Source organism: Methanoregula sp. (genome assembly GCA_041645435.1).
Classification (GTDB): domain Archaea; phylum Halobacteriota; class Methanomicrobia; order Methanomicrobiales; family Methanospirillaceae; genus Methanoregula.
Genome location: JBAZQB010000001.1, coordinates 326,238 through 350,002 on the forward strand (window position 1 = coordinate 326,238; position 23,765 = coordinate 350,002).

Consider the following 23,765-nt stretch of genomic DNA (forward strand, 5'->3'; position numbering starts at 1 on the left):
TCAATACAGTCAAATATTCTTTCTGCTAAAATAATCCGGCACGGTGATCTTAATCAAAGTGAACTTTGGAGGATTTGTTTCTCTCTCGACAATTGACTGGCGGGGAAAGGCAGTCTGCACAGTTTTTTTGCGGGGTTGTCCGTTACGATGTACTTACTGTCAGAATGAAAATATTCAAGCGGGTGAAGATTATCGCGATATTGATGAGATCAATAGCATGATTAAAACTTCCTCGCCATTCATTAGCGGCGTTGTCTTTTCCGGAGGCGAACCAACGTTACAAAAAGATGCTTTGATCGCATTGGCCCGTTATTCAAAAAAAGTCAACCTGTGTGTCGGAATCCAGAGCAATGGATATTTTCCTGAAACTATTGAAGCATTAATTATTAACGGGTTGCTGGATAAAGTCGCAATTGATTACAAAACGACCTGGGAAGGATATTCAGGTACAACAGAGGGCTATTGCCATCTGTCAAAAGAAAATTACGAAAGAAATGTCCAAAAATCTATCCGAATCTGCAAAAAGGCACTTGAAAAAAAACAATTAACTGAGTTTGAAGTAGTGTTTACCATATTTTATGAGAATCAAGAACATATCCGACAAATCTCCGAAAAAATCGGAGATGTATCTATTGTTCTTCAGCAGGGTGAACATAAAATACCAGTAATACGCAATGCAACTCCTGATATGACCAATGGGGAATATATCTGCAAAAAACTAACACAACAGAACAAACACCCCCCACTCAAACTAAATGAAATTAAAGAAATTGCAGACTCTCTGAAAAAAACAGTTCGGATAAGGACACGAGAGGTTGGGGAAATATCTTATAACTGGAGAAATATCCTGTGAAAGTTATCGGAGTCGTCGGGCTGCCAGCAAGCGGCAAAGGTGAATTCTCAAAGATTGCCGCAGATGCCGGGATCCCCGTCATAGTCATGGGCGATATGATCCGGGCTGCGGTTCTTAAAGCGGGACTTGAACCCACGGATGCTAATTTCGGGGCAACCGCAAACAGGCTTCGTGCTGAGGGGGGTATGGATGCAGTTGCTGCATTGTGCGTGCCCGAGATACTGCGTCAGACCGCTCCTTTGGTGCTTGTCGACGGGATCCGTGGCGATGCTGAAGTGAGATTGTTCCGGAAGCACTTTTCCGGTTTTACCCTCATCAGAATCGATTCCTCCTTTGAAAAACGGCTGGACCGGATCAGGGCACGTGGCCGCTCTGATGATTTTGTTCAGGCTGAATCCCTGCGTAACCGCGATGAGCGCGAGATCGGCTGGGGGTTAGGAAACGCGCTTGCCGAGGCAGATATCAGCATAGCTAACGAAGGCAGTTTGGGGGATTTCTCCACCGCTGTAACATCCGTCCTTGACTCACTGAGACGTGATCCATGAGCCTCAAACCGTATTTTTCTTCATCATCAAAAGTCTGGGATGATATCTCCTGGGTATACGGGATCGAAGATGCCGGATATGACGGGTGGGAGATCGTAGCTGATGGCAACTATAACCTTGATAATCCCGAATGTTTCAAAAAAATAGAAGGTATGATTGCGAGTACACATCTTGGCGTTACCGTACATGCCCCCTTTGGGGATCTGAACCTTGCTACCTTGAATGATCCCATCTGGCGCGAATCGATACGGCAGATATGCACGTGTATAACCCATGCGTCTGCTTTCACCGACCGGATTACTATCCATCCGGGCTATCTCTCTCCGGTTGGAAAACTGATGCCACAAAAAGTCTGGGATCTCCAGAAAGAGGCGCTCCGGCAGATAGGAAAATGTGCAGCAGAACATTCTGTCCTTGCATGTGTTGAAAATATGATTGGGGTAAAAGAGTTCCTCTGCCAGCTTCCCGAAGAATTGATTGGTATGACGGACGGTATTGAGGGAATAGGCATGACCTTTGATTTCGGTCATGCGAATACACTGGGCAAAGTGAACAGTTTCCTGCCTTATGTAAACAAAGCCAGCCATATCCATATTCACGACAACCACGGGATGTCTGACGAGCATCTTGCACTGGGTGACGGAACTATCAGCTGGAGTAGTATCGGAAAGACGATTGCAGAAAACTATTCCGGGGTTGTTGTGATTGAAGGGCGATCTATAGAAGAAGCAAAAAAGAGTATAGCGGTATTCCGGAAGTGTTTTTCGTGAGCGGTGAGACCCTGCATGTATATTTCCTTGGCACCGCCGGTGCCCTGCCAACGCCACAACGTAATCCCCCCTGCATAATGATCCGCCGCGGATCCGACACCCTGCTCTTTGACTGCGGGGAAGGCGCCCAGCAGCAGATGATGAGGGCCCGTTGTGGTTTTTTAGTAAACGCGATCTTTGTCTCCCACTGGCACGCTGACCACTTTCTAGGGATATTTGGGCTGGTCCAGACGATGTCATTTAATGGGCGCACCGAACCCCTTACAATCTACGGGCCGGAATGGGTACAGGAATTCGTTACTACCCTGCGGCATGTTGGACGATTCAATTTAAAATTCCCGATTGAAGCAGTTGAGTTATCACATGGTTCTTGGGTGAGGTTTGACGGGTACACGATCACCGCATTTGCCGTAAGTCATGGTATGCCGGCACTGGGATATTCATTGGAAGAAGATCCCCGCCCGGGCAGGTTCGACCGCGAGGGGGCAATTGCTCTGGGGGTTCCCCCGGGTCCCTTATTTGGGCGGCTCCAGCGCGGGGAGATTGTTACCATTGGGCCTGAAGGGCAAAAGCGTGAAGTGAAACCCGAAGACGTTCTTGGAACCCCACGTCCCGGACGTAAGATTGTGTACACCGGAGATACCCGTGCAGTTCATACAACCTTGGGAGAGATTGCCCGGAATGCAGATCTGCTGATCCATGATGCCACCTACGATGAAACCGAAGCAGTCCGGGCAGCTGAATTTTATCATGCGACAGCATCACAGGCAGGAGAAGCCGCCACTATCCTTTCAGCCCGCACTCTCGTTCTCGTCCACATAAGTTCACGGTATATCGATTCAACGGCGCATATCAGCGATGCAAAGAAAAAATTCTCCGGGACGGTCATATCACCTAATGATCTCGATATGATTGAAGTACCATTCCGGGATTGATCCGGTATTCCTCTTTTTATCCTCTTTTAATGCAATTTTACTTTTTTGCGGATAACAAGCAAATTTAATCTTCAGACACCCATTCATGAATATACAGAGCAGTATCCAATTGCGTGGCATTAATAAAAAAGGCAAAAATGCCCGTTTCGCTGTGTGTGTGGTGAGAGAAAATGGAAAATAACAATTCAAACGATGTGCTCGTCTACCGGCTCGGCACCGGCTGTGATCTTGCCGATGTCGAAGCAGGAAATATCTACCAGGGAAAGGTGCAGGGTTTTGCAACTTTCGGTATGTTCGTACAGTTAAACGACCGGATAAAGGGACTTGTGCACAAGAGCAATGTCAAGGCAGAACACAAGGAGCGCGATTCAGTACTGGTCAAGGTCCGCGAGGTACGGCCAAACGGTAATATTGATCTCGAAGAGGTCCAGTACCAGGTTTACCAGGTTCAGAACGTTGAGCGCAAATCCACTACTGTAAGAATAATCGATCTTCCTTCAAAACTTGGAAAGACGGTTGCTATCGAAGGTGAGATCGCCCAGATCAAACAGACAAGCGGTCCTACCATATTTACCATTGTTGACGAAACGGGTACCCAGAACGGTGCCGCGTTCATCGAAGCCGGTGTACGGGCATACCCGGAAGCGGAACTGGGGGATATGGTCAAGCTCATCGGAGAAGTGATGATGAGAAATGGCCAGCTCCAGATTGAAGTGGACGGTCTGTCCATTCTCACTGATGAAGAAGCGGCTGTCGTTAAAGTAAGAATTGAAAAAGCTCTGGATCTCCGTTCAGAACCGGAGAATATCCCGCTCCTTGTTCAGAGTGACGTCATGGAGAAACTCCGTCCCGAGATGAAAAAGGTTGCAAAGATCATCAGGAAAGCAGTCTTCACTTCTCAGCCGATCATCCTTCGGCACCATGCGGATGCCGATGGCATCTGCTCAGCGGTTGCAATCGAGCAGGCGGTTGTTTCACTGATCCGCGAGAGTGGCGGTGATTTTGATGCAGAGTATTTCTTATTCAAGCGAGCGCCTTCAAAAGCACCGTTTTACGAGATTGAGGATATCACGCGGGACCTCGATTTCTCATTAAAAGATCATGTCCGTTTCGGCCAGAAGATGCCCCTTGTGATCCTCACCGATAATGGGTCGACCGAAGAAGACGAACCTTCGTATAAGATCGCCAGTGTCTACGATATCCCGTTTGTCGTCATAGATCATCACCACCCGGATACTACCATTGACAAGTATCTTCTCGCTCATGTCAACCCTTATCATGTCGGGGGAGATTTTGGGATCACTGCCGGGATGCTCGGAACAGAAGTCGCACGTTTGATCAACCCCAAAGTCGAACCGCTAATTCGCCATCTCCCGGCAGTCGCAGCGGTCGGGGACCGGAGCGAGGCACCCGAACGGGCATTATATCTTGCACTTGTGCGTGATAATTTCCCAGAACAGGCCTGCAAGGATATTGCCCTCGCGCTCGATTACGAGCAGTTCTGGCTCCGGTTTAATGACGGCAGGGAGATTGTAAAGGATATCTTAAACCTTGCTGGAAATACCGAGCGCCATAAAAAACTCCTTACCCTCCTTATCGATGGGGCAAATACGATGATTGCAGACCAGATGAGCGCCTGCATGGCTCACGTGGATCCCCGTATCCTGAAAAATGATGCACGTCTCTTCCTTCTCGATGTGGAGATCCATGCCCACAAGTTCACCTTTCCCCCGCCGGGAAAAACCTCCGGTGAGGTACATGATCGTCTCTGCCAGCAGAATGCAGGTAAACCCGTTGTTACTATCGGGTTTGGGCCGGATTTTGCTGTGCTTCGATCCCGTGGCGTCCTGATGAATATCCCCAAAATGGTCAGGGAATTACGTGTCGAGATCCCGGGCGGCGGAATCAGCGGTGGCGGACACTTGGTAGTGGGCAGTATAAAATTTGTTGAAGGTATGCGCTCTGTAGTAATCGAAGCATTGATCAACAAAATTGCTGATGCACAGGTTCAACAATAATTTTTTGGATAATGATTGTCAGTTATGCGTAAATAACGCCGTAAAAGTCGAAACCTGCCTGCAAATCTGCATTTTCAAAAACAGCTCGACCAGAACGCCCGATAAATTCTTTCTGGTCTGAATTATGATGTAGTACAAGAAAAAAGACAGGATTTGGGACCTCCAAAAAAGATAAGTTTATATAGTAATTAATTTATATGAGTTTCTAATGCTGAGGCACAACATGTCAACTACCAAAAAGTTACGTGAGACGTATAATGAGACCCAGCACAAGATCGTCCAGTACCTCAATTCCGGTATAACCTTGGGCAAGCATTATTTCAAATCGAAATATATTGCCAAAGACCTTGGGTTATCACCTAAAGAGGTAGGTACCAACATGGCGATCCTTGCAGATAACTGCAAGGAACTGGACATCATACGGTGGAGCTATTCGAACAGTACAACATGGATGGTCACACCAAGGGTGTGCTGAATCCATCCATAAAATCTCTCTCTTTTATCATGACAAAAGTTCTGGAATTCGAATCCGAGATCGAATTTGTGGCAGATATAAACGACCATAAGGACTGCCTGATGTCACAGGATCCCACGCAAGAGACCCCGAATGCTCTCTGGTATAATATCGACATCCCAAAAGGCCATATCTTAAAAGCAGGTGATAGGATCCGTATTACCGTTGAAAAACTCTAGTTTTTTTGCATTGTAGAAAACCGTTTTTTCATGTAATAGATAGCCCCCCTCTTGTGCCACCAGTCCCCCGTTGGGGGACGGGCGCAGTGCGATAACCCGAGTAAGGTTACAGGTAATACGTTGTCATCGCAATGGGGGGGTGCCCCAGTGGCGGGGGCGAAGCCCCCGAGAGCGTCAGAGTTTTCTAAATGTTTTCTACAGAGCAGTTTTTTTCAAAAGCCAATTAACCCGACACGTTATCCATGCTTTTTTCGTTACGGGGTCATCGATTTTACAGTAATTTTTTTAAAATATGACTATCGTAAGTGAATGACGGATGATATTTATGATTATCCGGTTGCGGGTATACGCCGTTTGTCCCCCCAAGACCCAAAAAAAAGGTATTCTTTGCACTGACTAGGATCACTATTTGTCAGAACACTTGGCAATCCAAAAAGTGCATACTACCTTTGCATACTAAAAAGTCTTAAAATAATTCAGAAAAAACCCGTACGGAAGATTATTATCTGGTAAAAAAGAGAATGGGTGAATACTTAAAAAATTTGCAGTCTGACCAGGGAGATTTTGTGAGAGGATAAAGGAATGAGTCGTTTTGTCTGTATTCATGGCCATTTTTACCAGCCTCCCCGTGAAAACCCCTGGCTTGAGGAAGTTGAGACAGAGGATTCTGCATATCCCTATCATGACTGGAATGAACGCATCACCGCTGAATGCTATGCCCCCAATGCTGCGTCCCGAATTCTTGACTCGAACCGGAAGATTATCGACATTGTCAATAACTATGCAAAGATTAGTTTTAATTTTGGCCCTACCCTGCTTACCTGGTTAGAGCAGAACAACAAGGAACTGTATCTGTCAATCCTAGAAGCGGACAAAGAAAGTATTAAACGGTTTTCCGGTCATGGCTCTGCCATTGCACAGGTCTACAATCATATTATTATGCCCCTTGCAAACTACAGGGACAAACATACCCAGGTAATCTGGGGGATTAAAGATTTCAAATTCCGGTTCAAACGAAAACCTGAAGGAATGTGGCTGCCCGAGACGGCAGTTGACTTGGAAACTTTGGAAATTCTTGCAGAACAGGGAATCAAGTTTACCATTCTCTCTCCTAAACAGGCCAACCGGGTAAAACCGGTCGATGATACACAATGGACTGATGTGAGCCGGGGGGGCATTGACAGTTCCATGCCGTATCTCTGCCGGTTACCATCCGGTGAATCGATTGTCATCTTTTTCTATGATGAGGGCATTTCACAGGAAATTGCGTTTTCCAATCTTTTGGAAAATGGTGAAGTGTTTGCCAACAGGATGATGCGGTTTTTTTCCCAGCACCAAAAACAGTCCGGGCTGTTAAATATTGCATCTGATGGGGAGACTTATGGGCATCACCATCGGTTTGGGGATATGGCGCTTGCATATGCCCTCTATCTCATTGAATCAAAAAATCTTGCGCAGATAACCATCTATGGAGAATACCTGAGTAAAAATCCGCCAACCCATCTGGTAGAAATAATTGAAAATACATCCTGGAGCTGCACTCACGGTATCGAACGCTGGAGAGATGACTGTGGGTGCTGTACCCCGGGTTCAATTGTCCAGATGACTGCATCTAATCCGTTTATCCATTCTACTGCAAAGGATGAACCAATCGCGGTTAAAAGTTGTGCACTTCTATCACGACAGAAATGGCGTTCCCCGCTTCGGGAAGCCATGGACTGGCTTCGTCAGACACTGGTGACACTCTTTGAAGACAGAATGAGCTTGTTTGTAACAGATCCCTGGCAGGCACGGGATGATTATATTGATGTCATCCTGAACCGTTCTCCCAAAAATATTGAATTGTTCTTTTCAGAACATGCGACCCGTACACTTTTAAACAAAGAAAAGGTCGAGGTACTCAAACTGCTTGAGATCCAGAGAAATGGTATGCTCATGTATACCAGTTGCGGGTGGTTTTTTGATGATATTTCCGGGATAGAATCAGTCCAGGTACTGCGTTATGCCTGCCGTGCAATGCAGCTTGTACGGGAGGTCGCGGGTATTGATCCTGAACCGGATTTTATCTATATATTGAAAAATGCCCCCAGTAATGTACCGGAATATAAGGACGGAGCGCAAGTGTATCGTAATTTCGTCCAGACCTCTGTTGTTGATCTTTCAAGGGTAGGTTTTCACTATGCATTGACATCGTTGATTGTCGATTCCCCGGAAAAGATACGGATAAAAAATTATACTCTGAAGAACGTGACGTACAATAAGAAAGAAACCGGAGAACTTAAACTTGCCATTGGGAAGGTCTTTTTATATTCCGATATTACCTGGGAAGAAAATACCCTGATGTTTGCCGTTCTTCATCTAGGAAACCATAATTTCATGGGTGGGGCAACAGAATTTCCCGATGAAAAGACATTTTTTTCTATGCGGGATGAATTACTGGAAGGTTTTTCCAAAAGTGATATCCCAAGGATGATTCTCTGCCTTGAAGACCACTACGGCATTCGTTTTTATTCACTCTGGGATCTGTTCCGTGATGGGCAGAGGAAGGTATTGTACGCAATTCTTGACTCAACTCTTGCAGATATGGAATCTGCATTCCGGCACATCTACAACCAGTTTTTCCCGCTTCTCCATGCCATGAAAGAGATGCAGATACCCCCGCCAAAAGTGCTTGAGAATCCTGTCTGGTATATTATCAATCTTGATCTCAAGAAAGTTCTTTCCGATTCTAATCTCGACACACAACGACTTGCAGTCCTCGTTGATGAAATGACCAAGGGAAAATTTGAGCCGGATACTCCAAGCCTCAATTTTACTGCAAGCATTGCATTAACTAACCTCATGCAGCGTCTTTATGAGAACCCGGACGATCTCATTCTTATGGAAAAGATCGCAATCGTTTTCAGGCTGTTGTCCCCACTTTCATTGAAATATAATCTTTGGGAATGCCAGAATGACTATTTCCATATTGGTCGAAAAAAAGCAGCAGCTATGCAGGCACTTTCTGGATCGGGGGATATTTATGCAAAGCAATGGATGCGACTGTTTGAGGAGCTGGGAGGGTACCTGGGAGTGAAATTCTCATGATACCTGATGGCAGAGGAGTATCTGCAGAAATGAGCGATTGCCGGGACAGCACTGGACATTGTTCTGTGAAAAAAACGGGGGACCTTGTGTGAAACGGAGAGGAAGCGGAATCCTTTTACACATTACTTCTCTCTTTTCAGAATATGGCATCGGCGATCTCGGCCCCTCTGCCTACCAGTTTGTGGATTTCCTTGCAGATGCACAACAGAGTTACTGGCAGATACTCCCCTTAAACCCTACCCGTCAGGAATATGATAATTCCCCGTATCACAGTACATCCGCCTTTGCATTCAATACCCTGCTCATAAGCCCCGATTGTATAGCCAGAGACGGTTTTTTTAATAAAAATGAGATTGCTGCAATTCCGGAATTTCCCTGTGGCACAGTAGATTTTAATGCTGCGATTCGGTTTAAAGAAGGTATTTTATCACTTGCTTATGATCGGTTCACGATGGAAAAAACCGAACTTATTGTGTATAACGAGTTCTGCAGGAAAAATTCCTGGTGGCTTGAGGATTTTGCACTTTTTACATCGTTACATTGGCATTATAAGGGGAGCTGCTGGAGCAGTTGGCCGGAGGAGATAAAATATCGCGATCCCTCGGCACTGGATGCGATGCGCCTGTCTCTTAAAAAAATGATTGATAAGGAAAAATTTCTCCAGTATATTTTTTATAAACAGTGGCAGGCGCTGAAGAAATACTCCAAAAAAAAAGGTGTCTGCCTGATCGGGGATATTCCGATTTATGTTAATTATCACAGCGCTGATGTATGGGCACACCCGGCATTGTTCCGGCTCGATGACAACCTTTTGCCAATCGTTGTGGCGGGAGTCCCCCCGGATTATTTCAGTAAAACCGGACAACTCTGGAAAAATCCGCTCTATTGCTGGGAAGAACATGAAAAAGAGGGTTTTTCCTGGTGGATACGCCGTGTTGAGCACAATCTCTCCTTATTTGACTATACAAGAATTGATCACTTCCGGGGTTTTGTTGCATACTGGGAAGTGGCAGCCGGAGAAACTAATGCAATAAACGGGAAATGGATCCCGGCACCGGGTGAAAAATTATTAACTCTGATGAAAAAACGTTTTACCGATCTACCCATCATCGCAGAAGATCTCGGGATTATTACCCCAGATGTCTCTGAACTTATTGCCAGATTTAATCTTCCGGGCATGCGGGTGCTTCTCTTTGCTTTTACTGATGATCCATCCAAAAGTCCGCATGCCCCGCATAACCTGAAACGAAATTGTATCTTTTATACCGGCACCCATGACAACGCTACAACCCGGGGATGGCTCGAATCTGATGCTACACCGGAAGAGAGAATGAGACTCTTAAAGTATATGGGACGGAAACTACCTGCAGAACAATTACCCTCAGAATTTATCCGGCTTGCCATGATGTCAGTTGCAGATACGGTAATCTTTCCCCTGCAGGATGTTCTCTGCTTGGGAAACAAATCCCGGATGAACCGTCCGGGAACCGATGAGGGCAACTGGAGATGGCAGATGGAAAAAAACCAGATTACTCCCCCCGTGACCCAAAATCTTGCCGAAATGACGCGGATTTTTGGGAGATCCTGAAACAAAAAAACACATGCTCCCGATGGCCACAAGTATACTTGTACATAAGAATGGCTGAGCCATTTTCCTATTAAAAAGTTTTTTACGGATAGAGTTGCCGGAATAATGATTCGAACTTTTCTGGATGGTTGAGAAATTCGAGGACAGGGGCCCGGTTTTCAATGAGATTATAGAGCGGGTCAGGGATCGCATCCTTTACATCCGCAAGGCGCTGCGCTTTTACCAGCCGGAGATGCGGATGGTTCCTGTAGGTCGGGTTCTTTACAAACCCTTCTTTTACCCACTCAAAAAAAGCTGCCCCGTTCTGCGCTTCATAGCTGTGATAATTGCTGGAAAAACGCGAGGAGACAATGTTTGCCATCTGGAGAACGGTAGAATGGGTAGGGTTGATGGTCACATGCCCATATCCCGGAGGAACCACAACAATATCGCCGGCACATGCCGCTATCATCACTATATCAGAACAATCATGGTTCTGGATCAGGTAATGTGCCTCGCCAGCGAGAACTTCGTATATCTCCGGGTAACCGGTGCCGGATGGATCAGCGGGGTGATAATGCCCTTTGGTCTTGTTGTATTCACCGCAGAGTTCACGCGGGAGGATGACCGTGATATCGAATCGCAGATCCTGTTTAGCAAGCCAGCTGCGGTCTTCAGCAGATCGGGCAACATCACGGTACATATAATATACAGGTCCTGTGCAGGTACAACCGGGATTTGCCAGGACCCCCCGGAGATCTTCTGCCGTTCTGACAGCGGGCTCGGGCAGGGGCCCATTCCAGCAAACTGAAAATGCAGGATTGATCGGAAGGCCTTTTTGATAACGAGAATTTCCTTTCATTTCCGACCCCCGATTACCATCATTGCCAAATCATAGAACTCCTTGTCCACCGTTTTTAGCTGGTTAACGGCGGATTCAAGAGAGATGCTGGTGATACGGTTTCCCTGTAACGCAACCATTTTCCCGAAATCACCGGCGTGTACAAGCTGGACTGCTGCAACACCAAACCGTGTGGCAAGAACACGATCATATGCGGTTGGCGATCCGCCTCGCTGGACATGCCCGAGAATGGTGACGCGTGTCTCAATACCCAGACGACGCTCCAGTTCTTTCCCAAGAATATTTCCCACCCCCACAAACTTCTCATGGCCACATTCGTCCCGTTCATTCACGGGAACGGAGGGCATCCCGAGATCCTGCTCATGAGCACCTTCTGCAATTACAACAATTGAAAATTTTTTCCCTGCATCGTACCGGTCCTGTAATTTTTTACAAACCGCATCCATGGTAAAGTGCACTTCCGGGATCAGGATCTCGTCCGCTCCCCCGGCAATTCCAGCCATGACTGCGATCCACCCAACATTTCGCCCCATCACCTCAACAACGATGATCCGGTGGTGTGACTCAGCTGTAGTGTGAAGGCGGTCGATCGCTTCAGTTACCGTAGCAACCGCAGTGTCAAAGCCGAATGTCACATCGGTTCCGCAGATATCATTATCAATAGTTTTGGGAATACCCACAACAGGAATTCCCTGCTTTGCCACATCACGGGCTGCAGAAAGGGTCCCGTCACCGCCAATGACTACCAGCGCATGAATGCCGTATTTTTTTATATTGGCTTTGATCTTCTGGAAATCCGATGTTTTTTTGAGCGGGTTCGTGCGGGATGTACCAAGGATCGTTCCACCCTTGGGAAGGATTCCAGAAACAGAGAAATCGGTAAGCGGTTCAACATCCCCATCAATGAGGCCCTGCCACCCGTTCCGGATACCGAGCGTTTCAAAGTCATATTTCACTCCCGCTCTCTCCACAGCCCGTATCACCGCGTTAAGCCCGGGACAGTCACCACCTCCGGTCAGGACCCCTATGGTTTTCATACCGTGACAACTCCTGAGTTCAGGGTACCCTGATCCGATATATCTGCATGAGGATCGATAGGCACATCAAGCGGGTTTTTGAATGGTGCATCTTTTTTCATGAGAGTCTCCTACACTTTCCTTTTCATTCACAGGTTATGGTCTTTTTGTATGCAGGGATCCTTTTGAATGGTATTACCTACAGCTTTCCATGAAAATGCGGCGATGAATTATGCGCCAGCAAAGAATCAGCTGGACAAGATCTCCTGCGGTTACGTAGGAACGGTTATTGAAGATAGATATGGGATGAACCCGGGTCTGTTCTTCAATGCTGTGTTCAAGTTTTTTCACAACATGCTCACTCAATTCCCCGTCACTAATCAGCTGACCCATCTTGTGACCATCCTGCTCACTGGTCACAAACTCCAGTGAGAAATTTCGCTCGGATAATGAGAGGATAGAATACAGGTCTAATGAGAGATCGATATTTTCAATACTCTGCTTCATCCGGTTCTGGGAGAGGGTGATCTTATACACATTCCGTTCCTTGCCTAACTGCTGCCCGTACCGGGAATAATCGATACTTATTACGGCATCCGCATATTCCTTCTGGGGGGCGATATAACGTTCATACTCCGGTTCCCGTTCTGCAATTTCCCGAAGGACTGCTTCGCGGGAATACCCCCGCTTGTTTACATCCCTTAGGATCTTCCAGTCATACTTCACCTGATTTACCGGATCCACAAAAAGGGTAAAATCGAGATATTTTCTCAGTGTCGGCGTGAACAACGTGTGCAGTCCTTCAAGGATGAGGATCTTCTTTGGAAAGAAGATGGCCGGTGGGTCGAATTTGCCCGTAGTATGGTTGTAAGACGGTTTTTCGACCGGGACCCCCCGTTTCAGGGAGATGAGATCCTGTTCGAGCCGCTCAATACGGTTTGCCTTTGGGTTCAAAGCCGTGATCCCCTGCTCCTTGCGCCCGTCCCGGTCCAGACTGTGATAATCGTCAAGCGTGATTGTTGAAACAAGATCATCGCCAAAGATGCTCCGCACACCCTGGGTAAAGGTAGTCTTTCCTGAACCACTGTCACCGGCAACCCCAAGGGTAAATATATACGGCGATGCTGCAATCGTGTCCTTAAAGTTCGGATGATGCATGCGTAATTCCTCTATGGTCTTGTATCTGGTAAAAAGCATCCGGCATTTTCATCAGATCCCTGTGGTAATTCAGTGATTCCCGATTCTGGTACGATTGGTGTAAGCAATGGGCCGATAAATAATTCTGAGAAATATTCGTAAAATCTATCATCTGTCTGCCCTTCAGGAAATTTTTACTGTATCAAACCAAAAAAGTGGAGAGCCCGTCCAATGCAATATCCTTTATTTTATGAGACTGTACGGGCATACGTTTCGGTTAGTCCTTTTACTATAGGACCCCAGAGAAAGATCCGTTTTACTTTCTTACTCCCCCGTTTCCCCAGAGCTTCAGCAGTCCAGGGATCATCAATCATGGTATTGATACCCCAGGCAAGGGATTCCGGGTTCACTTCAACCTTTACACCGTTCACAAACGCGTCGATATTCTCTGAAAGTCCACCAACATTACATGCCACAACACATTTTTCAGCACTCCATGCCTCGAGAAGCACGAGGCCAAACGGCTCATTGCGACTGGGAATTACGACAATATCTGCGGCATTTAACAATCGGATATACTCCGTATCAGGTATATAGCCAACAAAGTTCACCGGCAGATCCTTTGAACGTTCCTCCAGGAGCTGTCGCATCCCCCCATCACCGGCTACAATCACTTTTGCATCCCAGCGGTACTGGCAGACATTCCGTATCGCCTCAATAAATAAATCCGGGCCTTTCTGGAAAACGAGTCTGCCAATAAACAGGACCATGGGAGCATAGGGATGGATTCCATATGCCCGTTTCACTTCACCTGGATCGATATTTGTTTTATATTCACGTGGGACTACTCCGTTTGGAATGACGTCGCATTTGTCGAAGGGTATGTTATATAACTTCATCACTTCGTTTTTGAGTGTTGCCGATACCGCAGTCACCCGTTTTGCAATCAATCCGCCATACCACTCCTTTCCGGAGATCTCTTTGAATTCCCACCAGTCCCCAAACTGGTTGCCATTTCTCCCGTATTCTGTAGAATGATAGGTGAGAATGGTATTCCTGTCCTGAAGGTAATGAAGAGCCTGCACAACGTGCCAGTCATGGAAGTGAAGATAATCAAACCGATGGGGGGTATCAAATTTCTTGAACTGATCTACCATCGCTCTGCTCATGGCATCGCAATATTCTACAATGTTTTTTCCGGCGGGCTCACAATAATGATAATTGACACCTTTGATGGTCTGATCGGGCATCTTTCCCCGGGTAAAAAAATGAACTTCGTGCTGCTGTTTCACTAATGTTTCTGCAAGATTGGTTGCCGCATTGGCAAGCCCGCCAACGCGTTCTGCGTACATAGATTCCCAGCAGAAAAAGGCTATTTTAAGTGACTCCACAGCAGTTCCCTCCGCTCTTTTATGACTTGAGCCAGATCATGGCGCTCGTTTATACCGGCAATACTCTCTGCAAGACGTGGATCTTCGAGAATATCTGTTATCCATAAGGAGAAATCGCCTCGTTCCTGGTGGAACTGGATCGAATCCTTAGGCACGATGTAAAGCAGTTCTTCAAACTGGTCAAGATTATAGGCTGTATGCCCGATGAACCCTGAAGGTCCGGCGAAATGAAATGCCTGTTCAGGAGCCAGGGTTCGCAGTGTTTTGGCAGACTTCCGGTTTTTCATCACGCGGATATTTCGCAATTCATAATCTGCCAGAACTTTCATGTAGGTTTTGAATGCGTCATCAGCTTCGTGGTGACTGAAATAGGTGTGAACTTCTCCGCAGGTCCCGTATTTGGAAGCCATGTAATAGAAATGGTCACTCGTCTGGAGATATCTCCAGATCGGTTTGTCAATGGCATAGGGTCGTGCCAGCTGGACTGCATGAAAAGCTGCACGCTGTCGATCGTTTCCCATCCATGCGGAAGTATCTTTTTCAAGGTCCGCCCAGGAAATTGTCTCCCGTACATCTATCTCGCCAGAGGGAGAAAAACGGGAGATGCAGTCTGATGGCAGGATCGATTCTACACCTTGTTTTGCAAGTTCGTCAGGAAGGAAGTTTAAGAAGTTAAATATCCCTGTTTCCTGCCAGAAGTGCTCGCCAAAGGTTTCGTAATCGAGGAAAACATTGATTACATCCCCTTGAGATGAGGCAATCCATTGGGCATAGGTATCGGCTGTCAGTGGGTACATATCCCATGTGCGGTTGGCAAAGCGGAATGCAATGTCATCAGAAAACCGGGTGTTGCGAAGCATCACAGGAATACCCTGACAGGTGTACACATAATTCGGACTACGCCACCCGAGTATACGATCCACACCTTCAGTAAAGATTCCCGAGAAATCCATCTCTTTTGTCGTGGTGGCAATATCATTATTAAATGTGAATTCTGTATTTTCAAAAATTGTTGGTCTGACTTTGAACAGGTTATACATCAGATCCGAGTGAAGCCTGACTTGTTCCTTGAATTCAGTTTTATCATGAAAACAACTGGCAATACTGTGATAGTAAGTCTGCCCTATCATCTCGCTGTTCTTATGCCGTGCCACCTGTTCGAAGAGGGAGAGGGTATCCTTGCTCCATTTTTCCAGTTGCTCAATGAGTATCCCCGACAAGGAAAAAGAGCAGGAAAAACCATTATCGAGTTTTTCAAGAATAATTCTGGTTGCTGGATTATAGCACTTTTCTGCTACCCGTATGAGTATTTCTTTATTCAGACCGTCAAAATAGCGATCAAACAGATCTTTCTTTTTCATCTTTGGATCTGGTTCAAACTGCCGGTTCAGCCGATAGGGCTGGTGAACTTCGAATCCGATACAGATTGGTGGCATGGCAAATACTTCCTCTTCAGAAAAAAGGGACAATCCACCTGATGCTCGATTAACAGGATCAACTAAATGAATCGGTTATTACAAGGTTTTTCTGTGTTTTGATGATTAGGTCGGGTGGAATTCTTGTTCATAAAAATTTTGGATCGTTCCTTTTTTGGGTATTACAACAATGCCCGTAGATAAAATATATATCTTTCCACTATTATACGTGCAAAACATAATAAAAAATGAAAATGCATCTCACACAAAAATGCATTGATTGCATTTCGTTTTTAATCTGCGAACAGGAGCATTTGGGTGACTGGCAAGGATTTCGTTCAGAATGTGTCAGCAACAAAAGCGCTGGATGAAAGGATGTCACCGAGCCCGGAAGATTTCCTAATATCCTTTGCAATAATTGTTGGGATCATAACAATCGTATGCGTGCTATTTTGAAAGATTCCCGGAGCGATTTGGGGCCCGAATATCTCATCGACCTCGTCATATGCAAAGATACCGACTGGAGAAATTTCCGTATCTGTTCCCTGAGCAGCCTGAGCGACTGCTCGAGAAGCAAAGAGCAGGGCATTGAGTGATGCCTGAGGGTGTGCACAATCATTTCTGAGAACCTGCACATAATACCCAAATGTGTGAAGGTGAAGGCGTTTGATGCCACATTTTTTACAGATTAGCAGTGCCCCTTGTACCTGTTGAACCGGAGATAAAATCTTAAAACCTCCCGGTTCATCTTCCGGAGATTCCAGACAATGAAGAAGTAATACGAGCTCATGTTCATTGAGTCCGATGCTGTCCGATACAGGCAGAATATGACGGATAAAACCATTAATAACACCAGTATCGGTTACCGATACGCATTCCACATGGATTCGCATCTGGTTGTTATTCTTTTTAATGAGCAGGATCTGATCTGCCGCCCGCCGAAATTCTTTATCGGTATGAAGGTACTGGTATCCTGAGAGAAATGCACGGTTGTACTGAGCGATCGCTGCACTGAACGCATCGCTTCTATCATCTGGTAACAGTATCGACTTCGGTGAATGAGCCGGGGAAGCAATAAATCGATTATTTCGCGGCATTATTCCATCAGCCGTCGGTACAATGCCCGGAGAGTATTCGAAGACTAGATGAATGGTATCGGGACAATCTTTGCTGCCTCCTTTGAGATCCAAAAGATGAACCCCGGATTTTTCAAGGATTTTTCGGGTTTCCGGCCCCAGGGAATGAGCAATACAGAGCACATCCGAAATACCAATCGATGCCAGATGAACTGCTGCAATACCTGCCTGTCCGCCAATGGAGAGGTGGCCGATATCGGCAAATAAGCGGGTAAACTGCCGGTATATCTGGAGATCGGCCACGAACCACTCTTCGGCAGTGCAGGTATACATGGAATGCAGGAGGCGGGACCGGAGTTCAGACAGTATTGGCTGATTGAAGAGCGGAGAATTAAGTAATTCTGGGGTCACTGTGATGATGCGATCAAGATTCACATTGAATCCGACAATAGCGGGGTTTGGGATTCCTGAACTCACATCATCATAGAGTTTTTGCCACATCTTGTTATCCATGCAAGAGTACCCCTGAACTGTCTTTTGGCGTTGTCGGATTTCAATTGTTTTGTTGAAAATGGTGTAGTTAACATTTTGCTGTGTTTATTACTTAATTGATTTTTTTAATGAATCCGGTTGTTGAACTGCCTTAAAATGTGCCATGATTTGGTGGCGGTGTCTATCGTCAATGGAAGAATGAGGAAATAATCCCATCTTACCGATTCCACCTAATCTTATTTTTTCCCTCTTGAAAAAATGCCACCCGGTTTTTCATTCCTGAAAATATATGAGCTTTTTATTCAATGCTTGGATCATATCTTTTTTAGAATTACAAAGAACAATCCTGAATTGTTTTAAGCATTTTTTGCGATAGTTTTTAAAGGAAATGAAACCACTACTCAATCACTGAGGAGTATTGTGGCCGATATTACCAATAAGGATTTTCCGCATGTACCGGATCGTATTTCAGGGCTCATCGATCTTGCGTACAATCTCTGGTGGAGCTGGAATCCAGCGGTAAAAATGGTTTTTAAAACCCTGAACCCTCAGGCATGGATAGAAAGTATCCATAATCCTGTAAAAATGCTGCGGGAACTGCCCGAAGAAACCCTGATCGCCGCATCGAAAAACCCCCAGTATCTCCGGCATTACGACCTTGTAATGGCACGCTTCCGTCAGGAAATGAGCCAGAAAAACAGCTGGTTTACCGAGCATTTCTCGAATAATAATGGTCTCACCATTGCCTACTTCTCTGCGGAATATGGTCTCCAGCACTCCCTCCCGTTCTATGCCGGGGGGCTTGGTTTTCTTGCCGGCGACCACTTGAAAGAATCCAGTGATCTTGGTCTGCCGCTGGTTGCGGTCGGTTTCATGTACTCGGAGGGATATCTTCACCAGCATATTGGCTCTGATGGCTGGCAGGAGGATATCAATGAACTCCTGAACAGGGATGCCGCACCGATCAAACGAGTTATGTATAATCACGATACCCAGCTGCTGGCGCGGGTACCCTATATCGATCCTCCAATCTATGTTGCAGTCTGGAGAGTAGATGTCGGAAACATACCTCTGTATCTTCTCGATACGGATATCAAAGAGAATGATCCGGTTAACCGTATGATCTCGTACCGCCTCTATACCGGCGATAACGAATTGAGACTTAGACAGGAAATTGTACTGGGAATTGGTGGTAGTTATGTCCTGGACATTCTGGGCATACGTCCCTCCATTGTTCATCTGAATGAAGGGCATCCCGCATTTGCACTGCTTGAACGGATACGGGAACAAATTGGCGATAAAATGAGTTTTGAAGACGCATCAAAAAAGGTGCGCGAAACAAGTATCTTTACTACACATACCCCGGTACCCGCAGGCCATGATGCATTTCCCTACCCCCTTATGGATAAATATTTCTCCCATTATTTTCCCCTCCTTGATATCGACCGGCAAACCTTCCTTGAGTTGGGCCATTCTTCCAGGGATCATGGGGAGTTGTTCAACATGACCGCATTTGCATTAAAAATGTGTGCCTTCAAAAATGGTGTGAGCAAAAAGCATGGTGAGGTTGCCCGGGAGATGTGGCAGCCACTCTGGCCAGATCTTTTAAAAGAGAAAATCCCTATCCATCATATAACAAATGGCATTCATGTGCCGACATGGCTCGACCCTAAAATGCAACTCCTGTTGAACAAATATTTCTCACCTTCATGCCCGAACTGGCTGACCGATCATGACAACCCGCTCATATGGGAGATGATCCATGAAATTCCGGATGAAGAATTATGGGAGGTTCATACCCAGCTGAAAAGAAAACTGGTCAACAGGATACGGGAGTTTAAACGCCGTAAATGGGGCGGAGAGGGTACTGATCCTATTAACGTAATAACCGGTGGAGCACTTCTCGATCCCTATGCGCTTACGATTGGATTCGCCCGCAGATTTTCAACATATAAACGTGCTGACCTCATTTTCCAGGATATCGACCGGCTCAAGAGGATCGTTAACAACCGGTGGATGCCGGTGCAGTTCGTCTTTGCGGGAAAAGCACACCCTGCTGACGAAGAGGGAAAACGGATTATCCAGAAGATATACAAGTATGCCCACCAGCAGGACTTTGGAGGGAGAATTGCCTTTGTTGAGGATTATGGAGAACAGATGGCGCAGTATCTTGTTCATGGTGTTGATGTCTGGCTCAACAACCCGGTCCCCCCTCTGGAAGCCTGTGGGACAAGCGGTATGAAAGCATCGTTAAACGGTGTCCTTCACATGAGTGTTCTCGATGGCTGGTGGATTGAGGGATATAACGGGAAGAACGGCTGGGCATTTGGAGATACAGCCCCCGGTCAGAACCGGGACCGGGGCGATGCTGAACAACTCTATAATCTGCTTGAACGCGAGGTTGTCCCGATGTATTACACCCTTTCGGATGATGGAATCCCCCACATGTGGGTGAAAAAAATGAAGGAGACAATACGAAGCACAGCACCCCGGTTTTCTGCAAAAAGGATGCTTAAGGAATATGTCAGAAACGGATATGACCCGGCACTTGTACTCGCAGCGAAATATAATAAATGAACTTATTCAAAAAGATAAATGAGTGGATATTTGATCCATTTTTCCTATTTCACTATTCTTTTAATTTCCCTCTTGCTTCACTCAATATTATCTTCGAATAAAAGCAGTAAAAACAGAATATATGTACTCGTATAGGTACGGAAAGACCCGCAGGACATAATGTATCATAGTAAAAAAAAAGAGGAGATCAGACGGTCTTGTCTGCAATTTTTTCACCATCGAGAATCGCAGCCTGGGCTGCTGCGAGCCGTGCGATAGGGATACGGGGACCGGAACAGGAGACGTAGGTCAGGCCAATCTTATGACAGAACCGTATTGAGGCTGGATGGCCACCATGTTCCCCACAGATCCCCATCTTCATGTCCGGACGGGTGTGTCGTCCCCATTTCACAGCCTGTTCCATAAGTCGTCCTACCCCCTTGACATCCAGTACCTCAAACGGGTTATCCTGAAGGATACCTTTCTGGTTATACATTGGCAGGAACTTGTTCTCTGCATCTTCGCGCGAGAAGGAGAACGTGGCCTGAGTCAGATCGTTTGTCCCAAATGAGAAGAATTCTGCCTGTTCCGCGAGATTGTCCGCGCGCATACAGGCACGGACCACTTCGAGCATGGAGCCGAACTTAAAGTCAAGTTTTACCTTATAGTTCGATTCTACATCCCTTCGGATCTCGTCAACCCACACTTTTACCTGCTTGAGTTCCTGGGCGGTGCATACCTGAGGCACCATGATCTCCGGGTGAACGCTGATACCCGCTTTCTGGCACTCGGCTGCAGCTTCGAGAATGGCCCTGATCTGCATGGTGTAGATTTCGGGAAAAGTAAGGCCGAGCCGGACTCCCCGGTGACCGAGCATGGGATTTACCTCATGCAGGGCGCGGACTTTCCTTAAAATTGCCTCTTTTTTCACAATCGCCTCATCAACCAGAACCGGGTCGGTAAATTTTTGCACCTGTGGTTTTGTATCCCGTGTATGATTCATAAACGTGACTGCTTCTGAAAGCACCTGCATGCCCCGCAGGATCTCGCGAAGGTGACGGAGATGTTCGATATCGTCTACAAGCAGGTTTTCCGTTGGCAGGAACTCATGGATGGGTGGATCTAAGAGGCGGATAGTAACCGGGCGGGGAGACATGACCTTGAAGATTCCATTGAAGTCCTCGCGCTGTATTGGCAGAAGTTTATCAAGAGCTGCCTGACGGTCGGCTTTTGTCTCAGCAACGATCATCTCCACCATGATGGGTAAACGCTCGGTACCATTGAACATGCGCTCGGTACGGCACAATCCAATTCCTGCCGCGCCAAACTTAACCGCTCGTGCTGCGTCATCTGGAGTGTCCGCATTGGCCATGACACCGAGCCGGGCCATTTCATCTCCCCAGGACAGCAGGGTGTTGAGTTCCTGTGAGAATTCCGCCTCGATCATTGCAACCTCTCCAAGATAAACAGCGCCGGTAGTACCATCGATGGTAATCAATGCGCCCTCACCAAATTCCTGGTCACCAGCCCTTGCCTGGCGCATGCGGACGTTAACGTGGATCCCCTCGGCACCGGATACGCAGGGCTTTCCCATCCCCCGCGCTACAACAGCAGCATGGGATGTCTTACCCCCACGGCTTGTAAGGATACCCTGTGAGGCAAAGAATCCGTGAATGTCCTCAGGTTTGGTTTCTTCCCGAACGAGGATAACGCGCTCACCAGTCCGCCCCATCTGTTCCGCCCGGTCAGCATCGAACACTGCAATACCAACCGCCACTCCCGGAGATGCTGGCAGTCCTTTTGCAATGGGCTTTTCAGTAACCCGGGGATCTATACGGGGGAAGAGCATCTGGTCAAGCATTTCCGGCTGGATGCGAAGAATTGCGTGGGATTTATCGATGAGCCCTTCTTTTACCATTTCAACGGACGTACGCACCAGTGCAGAAGCGTTCATCTTGCCATTTCTTGTCTGCAAGAGGTAGAGCACACCTTTTTCTATAGTGAATTCGAAATCCTGAACTTCCTTATAGTGGGCTTCTAGTATTTTATGCAATACCTGAAGTTCCCGGTAAATGCCCGGCATCTCATCGGCCATTGCTGCAAGCGGCTTTGGGGTCCGGATACCGGCAACAACATCCTCTCCCTGTGCATTTACCAGGTACTCCCCGAACATCACGTTCTCGCCCGTACCAGGATCGCGGGTGAAACCAACGCCAGTAGCAGAATCGTTGCCCATGTTGCCAAATACCATCTGCATAACATTTACAGCAGTACCGTTGGCCATATCGGGCGTGATTTTGAACTCCCTGCGGTAATCTACAGCGCGTTTACCACTCCATGAGTTGAAAACAGCCCTGATGGCAATCTCCAGTTGTTCATAAGGTTCAAAGGGGAAGGGTTTACCGGTATTGCGGTGAACTACCTTTAAGAACCGCTCCGAGATTTCAGCGAGGTCATGCGAAGAGAGATCTACGTCATGTTTTGCACCGGCTTTCTGCTTAATTGCTTCAAACTCCGCATCGAACTCCGCTTCCGGCACTCCAAGCGCGACTTTCCCAAAGAGCTGAATAAATCGCCGGTAGGCATCGTAACAGAATCGTTCATTACCGGTCTGGGCGATGAGACCCTGAAGCGTATCAGCATTGAGACCCAGATTAAGGATGGTATCCATCATGCCCGGCATGGATATGGCTGAACCGGAACGAACCGATATCAAGAGGGGGTTGTTTCGCCCCCCAAAAACATGCTTGCTTTTGCGTTCTACTTCCGCAAGATGGGTATGCACCTGTTCCATCATTCCTTGCGGGAGTTCTTTCTTAGGATCATTCACAACGGCGAGACAGGCTTCAGTTGTAATCACAAAACCGGGTGGCACCTTAAGCCCAATCTGCGTCATTTCGCACAGGTTTGCGCCTTTACCGCCCAGAAGTTTCTTGTTCTTGCCATCGCCTTCGGTGAAGGTATATACCCATTTCTTGTTCATGATCTTCTCCTTAAAATCTGCACTGGGCCAACGGACTTTCAGGATCGCTAGTCAGGGTTATCCGGGTTGAGCTGCGTGAATGCGAAGGTACGAGAAAAAAGCAAAGACGTTGTCATTGATCTCTTCTGCTCGTGAACGCGGTAAGCATCATCCTTAATGATCCGGCGAACGCGAAAGGCATCCAGTACTTTGTTAATATCCAATGAAAAATTGGCACCGGGACAAAAAAAGGTTCTGTATTTTAATGAGTTCCTTCCATGCGGGTATTCATAAAAAAAGACAAATTTCTCTAATCCCTTTGCATGATTTTTGGATCTTTTTTAGAAACATAGCGCGAAGAGTGAAGAATCCTTATTGATAATGAAATTC

The 23,765-nt window shown here is 46.7% G+C and carries 17 protein-coding genes; 10 read left to right on the forward strand and 7 right to left on the reverse strand.

The genetic code is table 11. The features are described from left to right. The first annotated feature begins 58 nt into the window (after positions 1-58). From WC593_01585 to malQ, 9 genes are all read left to right on the forward strand, one after another. A complete protein-coding gene (locus WC593_01585; GenBank protein ID MFA4823829.1) occupies positions 59-853 on the forward strand; it encodes an anaerobic ribonucleoside-triphosphate reductase activating protein in 795 nt (264 codons plus the stop codon). Then, complete coding sequence (locus WC593_01590; protein ID MFA4823830.1) at positions 850-1,398, forward strand: AAA family ATPase; 549 nt, start codon at positions 850-852, stop codon at positions 1,396-1,398. The genes WC593_01585 and WC593_01590 overlap by 4 nt, the downstream gene beginning before the upstream one ends. Continuing rightward, complete coding sequence (locus tag WC593_01595) at positions 1,395-2,168, forward strand: sugar phosphate isomerase/epimerase family protein (protein ID MFA4823831.1); 774 nt, start codon at positions 1,395-1,397, stop codon at positions 2,166-2,168. The genes WC593_01590 and WC593_01595 overlap by 4 nt, the downstream gene beginning before the upstream one ends. Next, the gene (rnz, locus tag WC593_01600; GenBank protein MFA4823832.1) at positions 2,165-3,103 is read left to right on the forward strand and encodes a ribonuclease Z; all 939 of its coding nucleotides are present in this window, start codon (positions 2,165-2,167) and stop codon (positions 3,101-3,103) included. The genes WC593_01595 and rnz overlap by 4 nt, the downstream gene beginning before the upstream one ends. A gap of 170 nt (positions 3,104-3,273) precedes the next feature. Then, on the forward strand, positions 3,274-5,121 hold the full coding sequence (locus tag WC593_01605; GenBank protein MFA4823833.1) for an OB-fold nucleic acid binding domain-containing protein: 1,848 nt from the start codon (positions 3,274-3,276) through the stop codon (positions 5,119-5,121). Positions 5,122-5,344: 223 nt separating this feature from the next. After that, positions 5,345-5,596: a hypothetical protein gene (locus tag WC593_01610; GenBank protein MFA4823834.1), complete on the forward strand. Its 252-nt coding sequence runs from the start codon at positions 5,345-5,347 to the stop codon at positions 5,594-5,596. A 29-nt stretch (positions 5,597-5,625) separates the two neighbouring features. Then, complete coding sequence (locus WC593_01615; protein ID MFA4823835.1) at positions 5,626-5,814, forward strand: hypothetical protein; 189 nt, start codon at positions 5,626-5,628, stop codon at positions 5,812-5,814. A gap of 582 nt (positions 5,815-6,396) precedes the next feature. After that, positions 6,397-8,901: a DUF3536 domain-containing protein gene (locus tag WC593_01620; GenBank protein MFA4823836.1), complete on the forward strand. Its 2,505-nt coding sequence runs from the start codon at positions 6,397-6,399 to the stop codon at positions 8,899-8,901. 88 nt (positions 8,902-8,989) lie between these two features. Next, on the forward strand, positions 8,990-10,489 hold the full coding sequence (gene malQ, locus WC593_01625) for a 4-alpha-glucanotransferase (GenBank protein MFA4823837.1): 1,500 nt from the start codon (positions 8,990-8,992) through the stop codon (positions 10,487-10,489). Positions 10,490-10,571: 82 nt separating this feature from the next. Here the strand turns inward: malQ and WC593_01630 are convergent, their stop codons facing one another. From WC593_01630 to WC593_01655, 6 genes are all read right to left on the reverse strand, one after another. Continuing rightward, on the reverse strand, positions 10,572-11,330 hold the full coding sequence (locus WC593_01630) for a glucose-6-phosphate isomerase family protein (GenBank protein MFA4823838.1): 759 nt from the start codon (positions 11,328-11,330) through the stop codon (positions 10,572-10,574). After that, positions 11,327-12,367: an ATP-dependent 6-phosphofructokinase gene (locus tag WC593_01635; protein ID MFA4823839.1), complete on the reverse strand. Its 1,041-nt coding sequence runs from the start codon at positions 12,365-12,367 to the stop codon at positions 11,327-11,329. The genes WC593_01630 and WC593_01635 overlap by 4 nt, the downstream gene beginning before the upstream one ends. A gap of 174 nt (positions 12,368-12,541) precedes the next feature. Continuing rightward, the gene (locus WC593_01640; protein MFA4823840.1) at positions 12,542-13,504 is read right to left on the reverse strand and encodes a phosphoribulokinase; all 963 of its coding nucleotides are present in this window, start codon (positions 13,502-13,504) and stop codon (positions 12,542-12,544) included. 227 nt (positions 13,505-13,731) lie between these two features. After that, positions 13,732-14,835, reverse strand: coding sequence for a glycosyltransferase family 4 protein (locus WC593_01645; GenBank protein MFA4823841.1), 1,104 nt, complete (start codon positions 14,833-14,835; stop codon positions 13,732-13,734). A 20-nt stretch (positions 14,836-14,855) separates the two neighbouring features. Then, positions 14,856-16,310: an alpha-amylase gene (locus WC593_01650; GenBank protein ID MFA4823842.1), complete on the reverse strand. Its 1,455-nt coding sequence runs from the start codon at positions 16,308-16,310 to the stop codon at positions 14,856-14,858. 317 nt (positions 16,311-16,627) lie between these two features. Continuing rightward, complete coding sequence (locus tag WC593_01655) at positions 16,628-17,878, reverse strand: ADP-dependent glucokinase/phosphofructokinase (protein MFA4823843.1); 1,251 nt, start codon at positions 17,876-17,878, stop codon at positions 16,628-16,630. Between the two features lie 399 nt (positions 17,879-18,277). Here WC593_01655 and glgP point away from each other — a divergent pair, with 399 nt between their 5' ends. Continuing rightward, entirely contained in the window at positions 18,278-20,434 is a 2,157-nt protein-coding gene (gene glgP / locus WC593_01660; protein MFA4823844.1) for an alpha-glucan family phosphorylase, read from the forward strand. A 187-nt stretch (positions 20,435-20,621) separates the two neighbouring features. Here the strand turns inward: glgP and ppdK are convergent, their stop codons facing one another. Further along, positions 20,622-23,396: a pyruvate, phosphate dikinase gene (gene ppdK / locus WC593_01665; GenBank protein MFA4823845.1), complete on the reverse strand. Its 2,775-nt coding sequence runs from the start codon at positions 23,394-23,396 to the stop codon at positions 20,622-20,624. Positions 23,397-23,765: the final 369 nt, after the last annotated feature.